Below are 8,314 nucleotides of genomic sequence, written 5' to 3' on the forward strand. Positions count from 1 at the left end.
GAATTACTGAATTAATCACTTTGATTCCAAGTGCGTAAATACCAATAAACAAAGATCAAAGTAACCACTAAAAGAATCGTAGCTGCTGCTGCTGCGTAACCAAACTCAAAACGAGCAAAAGCCTGTTCGTAAATATAATAAACCAGTAAATTAGTAGAGTTTAAAGGTCCTCCGCCAGTAATAACGTATACTTGCTCAAAACTGCGTAAAGTAAAAATTACCGTAGTAACTGTAGTAAAGACAATAGTGGGACGTAAACCTGGTAAAGTAATATACCAAAACTTTGCCCAATAATTTGCACCATCTAATTCTGCTGCTTCGTAGCGAGACTGGGGTATGGTTTGCAAACCCCCTAAAAATACCACTAAATTAAAGCCGATTTGTTTCCAACTACTGAGTAAAATTAAAACAGGCATTGCCCAGATGGTACTACTCAGCCAGGGAATGGGATTTAAACCCATGGTAACTAACAAACCATTAACTGGACCTTGGGTTTGAAATAACCAGCGAAAACCTAACCCGACAGCTACTAAAGAAGTAATCGAAGGTATAAAATAGGCAGCACGGAGCAATCCTCGTAATGCTAGGGATTTGTTGAGAATTACCGCCAAGCCTAAAGGAATTATAATAGCAGGAATCACAGTTGCGATCGCAAAATAAACTGTATTTCCGATAACTTGCCAAAAGTCGGCATCGGTAAATAGTCTCAGATAATTACGTAATCCCACCCAGCGTATACCCTCGACGGTAAAGCTATCTGTGGTAAAGCTCAAATACAGCAAGTAAGCAATAGGGTAAAACAAAAAGATACCCAATAGTAATAATGCTGGTGCGAGAAATATCCAAGCAGCCAGGGAGTCATTATCTAACCAATCAGCTAAACTTCGTGATTTGCTTCTTAACATAGTGTCATTAATATAGTTAAATTTAGGATGACAAAAATATTTATCTGCGGTGATGAGTAAATCAATATCTAAGGATACCGTGAACTATTCCCAGCAAGCATTAGTTTCTCCCGATCTTGCTTCTATACCTATAAGCGATAACTCTACTCTACAATTGGGTGTGATGGCATCGGGTAGTGGGACTAATTTTGAAGCTGTGGCAAAAGCGATCGCAGATGGTAAACTAAATGCAGAGATTAAAGTCTTAATTTATAACAATCCTGATGCTAAGGCAAAAACAAGAGCGGAGAAATATCAGATACCCGCAGTTTTCATTAATCATCGTCAATATAGTAGCAGAGAGGATTTAGATAGTAAGATTGTAGCGACTATGCAATCTTATGGCGTGGATTGGGTGATTATGGCTGGTTGGATGCGCGTTGTTACTCAGGTATTATTAGATGGTTTTCCTCACCGTGTAATTAATATTCATCCTAGTTTGTTACCCAGTTTTAAAGGTATCCGCGCTATTGAACAAGCATTAAAAGCCAAAGTGAAGATTACTGGCTGTACCGTCCATTTTGTTAGTTTAGCTGTGGATAGTGGCGAGATTATTATGCAAGCTGCTGTACCAATTTTGCCCGATGATACCCCAGAATCTTTACATCAAAGAATACAAGCACAAGAGCATTATATCTTACCTCAAGCAATTGCGATCGCTGCTAAAGTTAATCAGTCAGGGTATGGGATGTCATAAATACAAATGTTTCTTAATAGCACTATTTTTAGCGTTGGTGCAACAAGAGCGATCTTTTCAATTTTAACTAGTGGTGCAGTATTAGCCATATCATACGAAATCCGATTTAAAAAAAACATGAACGCCCAAAATATTATTGTTACACAGAAGCTAAAAGCATATATCTTGAAAGCTTTTACTTAATTTTTTGAAAACTCTTGCTATTTGTGATGGTAGTTTTCGGAGATCGCATTATTGAAGAGAAAAATTAGAAAGATCGGTAGTCAACAAACTAAGCAGATAATAAGACTCATTTGCATCTGCCCAACCTTCTGGAAAATGGCTCAGCAGCCATAAAGCTTCATCTATCCAGGCACACAACAGCAGATCGCTCCAAGTTTTTTGTTCCTCTACTGTTGGATGAATGTATTGCTTATATTCATCTAAAAAGATAACCCATTCGCCTGGTGTAAACATACTTTTAGGCGCAGAGGAAAGATCGCAATGAAATAGTAACAAAGCAGTAGCTAAATCATACATTCGAGGAATACGTCCCCCATGATCTGGATCGATTAAAATGGGAGAAGTATCGGTTTGATAGATTAAGTTTGCTGCTTTATAATCCCAGCTACAGTTAGTCAACGGTAAACTGATTTTGAGTAGTTTGGGTAATACCTCTTTTAAATAACGTTGGCAATAGAAAGTTAAAATTTCTTGAGTAATTTTCAGCTTTTCTGGAAAGTATTGCTCAATTTTTTGGATAACTACTTTGATATCTTCCTCAATCTCTTTTTCGTCTACAGCTACTACAGTCTTGTTAACTTTGAGCTTAAAATCTCTATCCATTCCTGTAGCATGAATTTCACCCAATAGTTTACCCGCAGAACGAATTTGAACTAGATCTCCCTTATAGGGAATTCCTCGAACAAAAGGATAAATAATCCAGTTTTCTTCTGTATCGTTTTTTCCGCTAAGAAAACATCTGGGGTTTTTACCAAAATATTGAGTAGGAGCAACGCTTCCAATTCCCTGAGATACCAAATAACTTGTCCAATCAGCGATCGCATTTGCCGTACTACGCACCCCAGTACGTTTCAACACCCAATCTCGATCGGCTTCGCTGCCAGGCTCTGCCTGATCGTCATAGTTAAAACGGTATACAGGAGCATAAGCGTAAATACTTTCTAAACTTTGTTCCCCATCAATAGAAATATCAAAGGCACGTAAGATATCTATGTGTTCCATGATTCAGTTACGCTTTAACTAATTTTCTTGCAAACTTTGTCCCACTTTGGGTTCTTCTCCTGCTAAAATGCGCTGGATATTAGTACTATGACGAATTATTACATAGCCCCCTGCTAGAGAAGCAAAAATAATGTAGGGTATCGGTTGTTGAAGAATGATTGCTAAAACAATAACAGCGATCGCACCCGCAATAGAACTTAAAGAAACAATCCGAAAAATAGCTATGGTAACGCCAAAAGTTGCTAATGTACCTAACGCTAGCCAAGGATTAACCAAAAACACGACACCAATACCCGTAGCCACAGATTTACCGCCAGTAAAATTCAACCATACAGACTTACTATGACCTAAAATGGCAGCTAAAGCAGTAATGATAATGAGCCAAGGTTTCCAGGTTTCAGGAAGTATTTCGGGATAATAAGCATAAAAGAATCTAACCAAAGATACAGCGATCGCACCTTTGCCAATATCAGACAGAAGTACCACAATAGCAGCTTTTTTGCCAATAGTTCTTAAAACATTAGTTGCACCAGTCGAACCAGAACCATGTTCGCGAATATCAATTCCTTGGAGATATTTCCCCATTAAATAACCTGTGGGAAAAGAACCAAAAAGGTAAGCAGCAATAACGAATAATGAGCTAATAATTAACTGTGCGATCATTTGCTTTCAAAGAACGAGGAACTAGCAATAAGGAATGAGGAACAAGGAACAAAAAAAGACGATTGCTGATTGTTCATCGTTAATGCTTAATAAAGATATCCTGATGTTTTGGGTTGGGATTTTTCGACAAAAGCTAACCACAGAGGGAATTTTAAAAGACCTAAATTAACTAACTCTTCTGTTTCATCAATAATTATCAGAGGTAATAACTTGTCTTCTAATAGACGATCTGCTCTTTGTACCAAAACATCAGCCGATTCAAATAAAACCACACCGCGATTAGAGCCAAAATCATTACGAGAAATTCCCAAACAATCTTGTAAACCTCTGCGCCATTCCCCTAGCTTTTCGGGGGTATCTACTAAAACAAGAATCCGACAGCGATCGCGATAAAGCCGATACAGAACTGAAATAACCGCCGAAGCTACTAAAATATTCTGTAAACGAGAGCCCATCCCTTTTATTGCACCTCGTCCGCCTTGACTAAAGAACCATTCTTGAACTCTTTCTGCGTGAACTGGCTCAAAAGTGCGTCTTAATTGCCAAGGAGAGCCATAATAATCTGGTCTAGTACGATATTGTTCTAAAAGCTGACGAATACGTCTTGTTTGTTCCGCAAATGCTTGTTCTGTAAATTGGGGTTGAGAACTAGCTTCTGGTGGTCTATTGCGGGGTTTTCTGTCTTCTCTGGTCGCTCTAGTTTCCCTTTGGGGGGGTCTTCTTCTCTCTTCTGGTTTAGGTAATTCCAGACTTTCTGCTGCGGTAGCTAAGTCTTGTAAGCTACCCACTAGATATTCTTTAAAGCCTTGAATTCTCACGGCTAAATCTTGAGAAGCTCCTGCAAAGTTAGTTCGCATTTCTTGACGAATTCTCTCTCTACGTCGTTCCAGTTTCTCAATATCAATTAAAAGGTTATTTTTGCGTTCTTTAAGTTCTCGCGTACCTTCTTGTACCATACGCCCCAAACTATCCCCAATTGCTTGAGTTTGTTGAGCGATCGCTATTTCTTTTTGAGCTTGAAGATTACTAATTTCTTCTAACAAAGTTGCTTTTTGCTGTTTTAGTTCTGCTATCTGAGAGGATAAGTCTTGATGATGTTTATTTTGTTCAATTGACGCAGAAGAAAGCTTTTCTGATTCCTCTAACCAACTATCAGCAATTAGTTCAGGCTCTGAAGTTGATTTTTCTGTTATAGATTCTTCATCTGGAGTTTTAGTAATCTCAGGCTCTTTGATTTCAGTTTCTGGGAAGTTGAATTCTAATTCTGTTTCTAAAGTGTGTTTTTGTACTTCCTCAGTTGATTCTGTTTCTAAATTATCTAGCACTTGTTCTGTTTGTGAGTTGCTAGATTCTATCTCTTTGTTATCTACTGTTGGCTCTATTTCTTTGGTATTTACTTTTAAATTATCCAGTACTTGTTCTGTTTGTGAGTCAGTAGATTCTGTTTTAATAGTATCTACTATTGGTTTGATTTCAGTTGCTTCAACTTTTGAATTATCTAAGATGTTTTCTATTGCTGAATCATCAGATTTAGCTGTTGAATTATCCAGTGAGGTTTCTTGCTCTACTTTAGTAGACTCTGACTCTAAGCTATCTGTTTCTGATGTCCAAGATGCTGTTTTAGGATCGTCTGAATCTGTTTGTTGTGGTATGTCTATAACTTCTAGATCGTCATCCAGCCAAATATCGGATAGTGGCTCTGAAGTATTATTCACAGAAGATGCTGCTTTTTTAACCTCCTGTTTGATTTTTTGCTGTTCCTCTGGGGTTATTTCTTCGTAAGCGACATCAATTTCCATTTCATCACTATCAAAAGCTTCAGGAAAGTCTGATTTTGGGTTTTGAGGTCTTTCGGAATTCATTAATTAATAGTAGTAACTTAAATAATTAAAAATTATACAAATATGTCGTTTGTTAAGCAGAGCTTGATTAAACTTTTGGACAATATTTTTCTAAGCAACTAACCAAAGTTTTAGGATCGAAAAGAACTGGTAAAAAGTGAATGCTGTTTACTTCACGAAAATAAAACAAGATAGGTACTGGTTGCCAAAAAATACGCCAGTTAGACCACTCATTATAAGGAAAATGACGAATTATTGTACCTGAATTGTAAAGGTCTAAAGCAGTGGAAGTAAATTGTAACCTAATATTTACAGTTTGAAACATTAAAAACAAACCTAATATCAAGACAACAATACCCACCACAATATTTAACAAGGCTAAGGGAATTGCTACTAAAATCAAGAAAATCGGAATTTTATAGCTTGGTGCTAGCTCGATAATCTGTTCACTACCAATGCCTGTTTGTTTTTCTGTAGTAGTCATAGTAGATACCAACTTTTTGTTTTTATCCTATTTATTATTAAGCTACTTATATATTAATTGAAGAGATGGCTTGCTTAATTTCTGCTTGTTGTTCTTCATCGTAGCCCCATCTTGTCAAAAATTCTTGATAATTTCCTTCACCTTTAACAATAGTAGATTTTAAGTCTTGGATTTCTTGCTCAATCTCTGTCATTTTAAGCTTTTGAATTAGCTTAACAGTGCGACGATTAACCCTTTGCGATCCTGCTGCTGCGGTTTCGTCATCGTTACGCAGATGAGTTAATCTCATAGCTGCTGACATCGCCACATTCTTAACTAACAAATCGCTAACTATTTCAGGAGATGACTGCAAACCTTCAATGACTCCTTGAGTGGGATCATCTGCTAAAGAAAGATCGCCAGTGAGGTAAGCAACAAAAAATCCCCGCGCACCAGTTTGACTTTTAACTAAATTAGCGATCGCTTCTGGGATTGCTTCTTCACTTAATTGATTGTCTACCATTTGTTGCATTAACTCTTGGGTTTTAGCAATCGCTTCAGGAAAAGAGAAAGATGGGGTAGTTGATGGAGAAGATTGATTCATAATAAAAATTAAACTATTCAATAAGAAGAATGATAAACTGAGGATATAAAGAAAGTATTAAATACATCAATAAATTAATAAACGTAACGCGGGCATTACACGGAAGGAGACAAGATGGAAATAGGTCTGTATCTAATTTTAGGTTTAGTTACAGGAACTGTTAGCGGGCTTATAGGTATTGGTGGCGGAGTATTATTAACTCCTGCTTTAGTATACTTATTTGGTTTTACTCAACATAGCGCACAAGGAACAACTCTCGCTTTATTAGTACCTCCTGTTAGTTTATTAGCTGCTTGGACTTATTATCAGCAAGGAGAGGTAGATATCAAAGTTGCCTGTTTAATTTTTTTAGGTTTTTTTATTGGTGGTTTAATTGGTGCTAAATTTGCAACTAACCTCCCTGAAATTTGGCTCAAACGCTCTTTTGGTGTTTCTATGCTAGCTCTGGGGATTAAAATGATGCTATCTCGGTAATTAACACCTCAAGCAATACTCCAGATGGGAATAGTGCGATCGCAATTTTCAGGAAATCAGAAAATCTATTAACCAAAGATCGAGTATCTCGTATTTTGTCAGATTACGAAAACAAAAGTAAAATCAGAATTCTTAATTTATTTAACCATAGCTTCAAGAAATTTAAAGCTTGAGAAAGCAGAATTCACTAAGAGCGATCGTAGTCTGGCACAGTATCTTCTACATTTCGCAGTATGGGTAAAGTATAGCCGATGAGGGCAAGGGATAAACCACAGCAAGAGAAAAGAGTGTATGCCATTGCTATTCCTGCACCTGTACCTGTACCAAATACACCGCCGAAGATTCCTGCTAAAGCTCCTTCCCGCATCATAGCAGGTTCAAAAAAGCGATCGGCTAATGGGCCAGCAATCACTGCACCTATAGGTGTAGTTATTTGAGCAATTAAGTAACGAGTAGCAAAGACTCGTCCTTGAATATCGGGTTTTACCTTAGAAAGCCAAATTGCTTGATTTGAACTACCTTTGAAGGGAGAAGCGAAAGCTGCTCCAAAAGCAGCAATACTCCAAATTAGATGCCCCCTTCCCAAACCTAGTAAAATTTGACCTATATTTTGCAATCCAACGCCTAACAATAATCCATTAATTCGACGATTGAAACCGCCCCAAATACTTAGTACTGTTGCTCCTACTAAACCACCAATACCCATGGCAGATTGTACGCCAGCAAGAACAGTACCATCATTGCCACTGCGAGCCAAGATTGAGGTAGAAACAAGTGCCATACTAGCACTACCAAATAAATTAGAACTCAACAAAAAAATTAAAATCGCCATTAAACCAGGATATTTAAATAAGTAACGGCACCCCATAGTTAACCGTTGCCAGATATTTTCTCTGTTCTGACTTTCTACTTGGTTTTGTCTGGGTTGAGGGATTTTGACAATTAATAAAGAGCTAATAGCCAAGAGAAAAGTTATCAGATCGAGAATGAGAATTCTCTCAAAGCCAATCCGATAGTAAAGTACTCCAGCCAAAGCAGGGGCAAAAATATTGGCACTAAAAACTTGAATTGAACCCATAGCAGTTGCTCGCGCATAATGCTGCTTAGGCACGATCGCTGACATGGAACTAGAATAAGCTAAATTTTGCAAATAGCTAAAAAGGGCAGTAATCGAAATAGTCAGATAAAACTCACATTCCGCAGAAAAATTTAATTTCTTCGTGATTTTTTGAGCAATTTAGTCTACACACTTTAAGAGATAGAGAATACAGCGATTTTAGAAACAGAATAAGAACTAATATATTATTTGGTGTTTTTGAAGATTGGCGATTGCTATAAACGGCTATATTCAAGCAAATTCATTTAATTATTTCCTTGAGAAAATTATCTGCGGAATGTCAGATA

General features: G+C 37.3%; 9 protein-coding genes. 2 read left to right on the plus strand and 7 right to left on the minus strand.

The genetic code is table 11. The features are described from left to right. Nucleotides 1–11: 11 nt before the first annotated feature. Entirely contained in the window at nt 12–905 is an 894-nt protein-coding gene (locus H1P_RS10225; RefSeq protein WP_144866845.1) for a carbohydrate ABC transporter permease, read from the minus strand. Between the two features lie 52 nt (nt 906–957). Between H1P_RS10225 and purN the strand changes: the two genes are divergently transcribed. Beyond that, nucleotides 958–1,641 carry a phosphoribosylglycinamide formyltransferase gene (gene purN / locus H1P_RS10230; protein WP_144866847.1) on the plus strand — a complete coding sequence of 228 codons (684 nt, stop codon included), beginning with the start codon at nt 958–960 and terminating at the stop codon, nt 1,639–1,641. A 231-nt stretch (nt 1,642–1,872) separates the two neighbouring features. On the opposite strand, the gene H1P_RS10235 is transcribed toward purN, so the two are convergent. From H1P_RS10235 to H1P_RS10255, 5 genes are all read right to left on the minus strand, one after another. Further along, nucleotides 1,873–2,865 (minus strand): phosphotransferase, encoded by a 993-nt coding sequence (locus H1P_RS10235; protein WP_144866849.1) that lies wholly within the window; start codon nt 2,863–2,865, stop codon nt 1,873–1,875. 18 nt (nt 2,866–2,883) lie between these two features. Continuing rightward, nucleotides 2,884–3,528: a glycerol-3-phosphate 1-O-acyltransferase PlsY gene (plsY, locus tag H1P_RS10240; protein WP_144866851.1), complete on the minus strand. Its 645-nt coding sequence runs from the start codon at nt 3,526–3,528 to the stop codon at nt 2,884–2,886. An 86-nt stretch (nt 3,529–3,614) separates the two neighbouring features. Beyond that, nucleotides 3,615–5,390: a DUF3086 domain-containing protein gene (locus H1P_RS10245; RefSeq protein ID WP_246141589.1), complete on the minus strand. Its 1,776-nt coding sequence runs from the start codon at nt 5,388–5,390 to the stop codon at nt 3,615–3,617. A gap of 67 nt (nt 5,391–5,457) precedes the next feature. Then, nucleotides 5,458–5,853, minus strand: coding sequence for a DUF3119 family protein (locus H1P_RS10250; RefSeq protein ID WP_144866853.1), 396 nt, complete (start codon nt 5,851–5,853; stop codon nt 5,458–5,460). Nucleotides 5,854–5,899: 46 nt separating this feature from the next. After that, entirely contained in the window at nt 5,900–6,436 is a 537-nt protein-coding gene (locus tag H1P_RS10255; protein ID WP_144866855.1) for a hypothetical protein, read from the minus strand. Between the two features lie 114 nt (nt 6,437–6,550). On the opposite strand from H1P_RS10255, the gene H1P_RS10260 reads away from it, so the two are divergent. Beyond that, nucleotides 6,551–6,910, plus strand: a complete 360-nt coding sequence (locus H1P_RS10260; RefSeq protein WP_144866858.1) for a sulfite exporter TauE/SafE family protein — start codon at nt 6,551–6,553, stop codon at nt 6,908–6,910. Nucleotides 6,911–7,097: 187 nt separating this feature from the next. On the opposite strand, the gene H1P_RS10265 is transcribed toward H1P_RS10260, so the two are convergent. Then, nucleotides 7,098–8,147: an MFS transporter gene (locus tag H1P_RS10265; RefSeq protein ID WP_144866860.1), complete on the minus strand. Its 1,050-nt coding sequence runs from the start codon at nt 8,145–8,147 to the stop codon at nt 7,098–7,100. Between the last annotated feature and the right edge of the window lie 167 nt (nt 8,148–8,314).

Origin of the sequence: Hyella patelloides LEGE 07179 (genome assembly GCF_900659865.1) — a bacterium.
Lineage (GTDB): Bacteria > Cyanobacteriota > Cyanobacteriia > Cyanobacteriales > Xenococcaceae > Hyella > Hyella patelloides.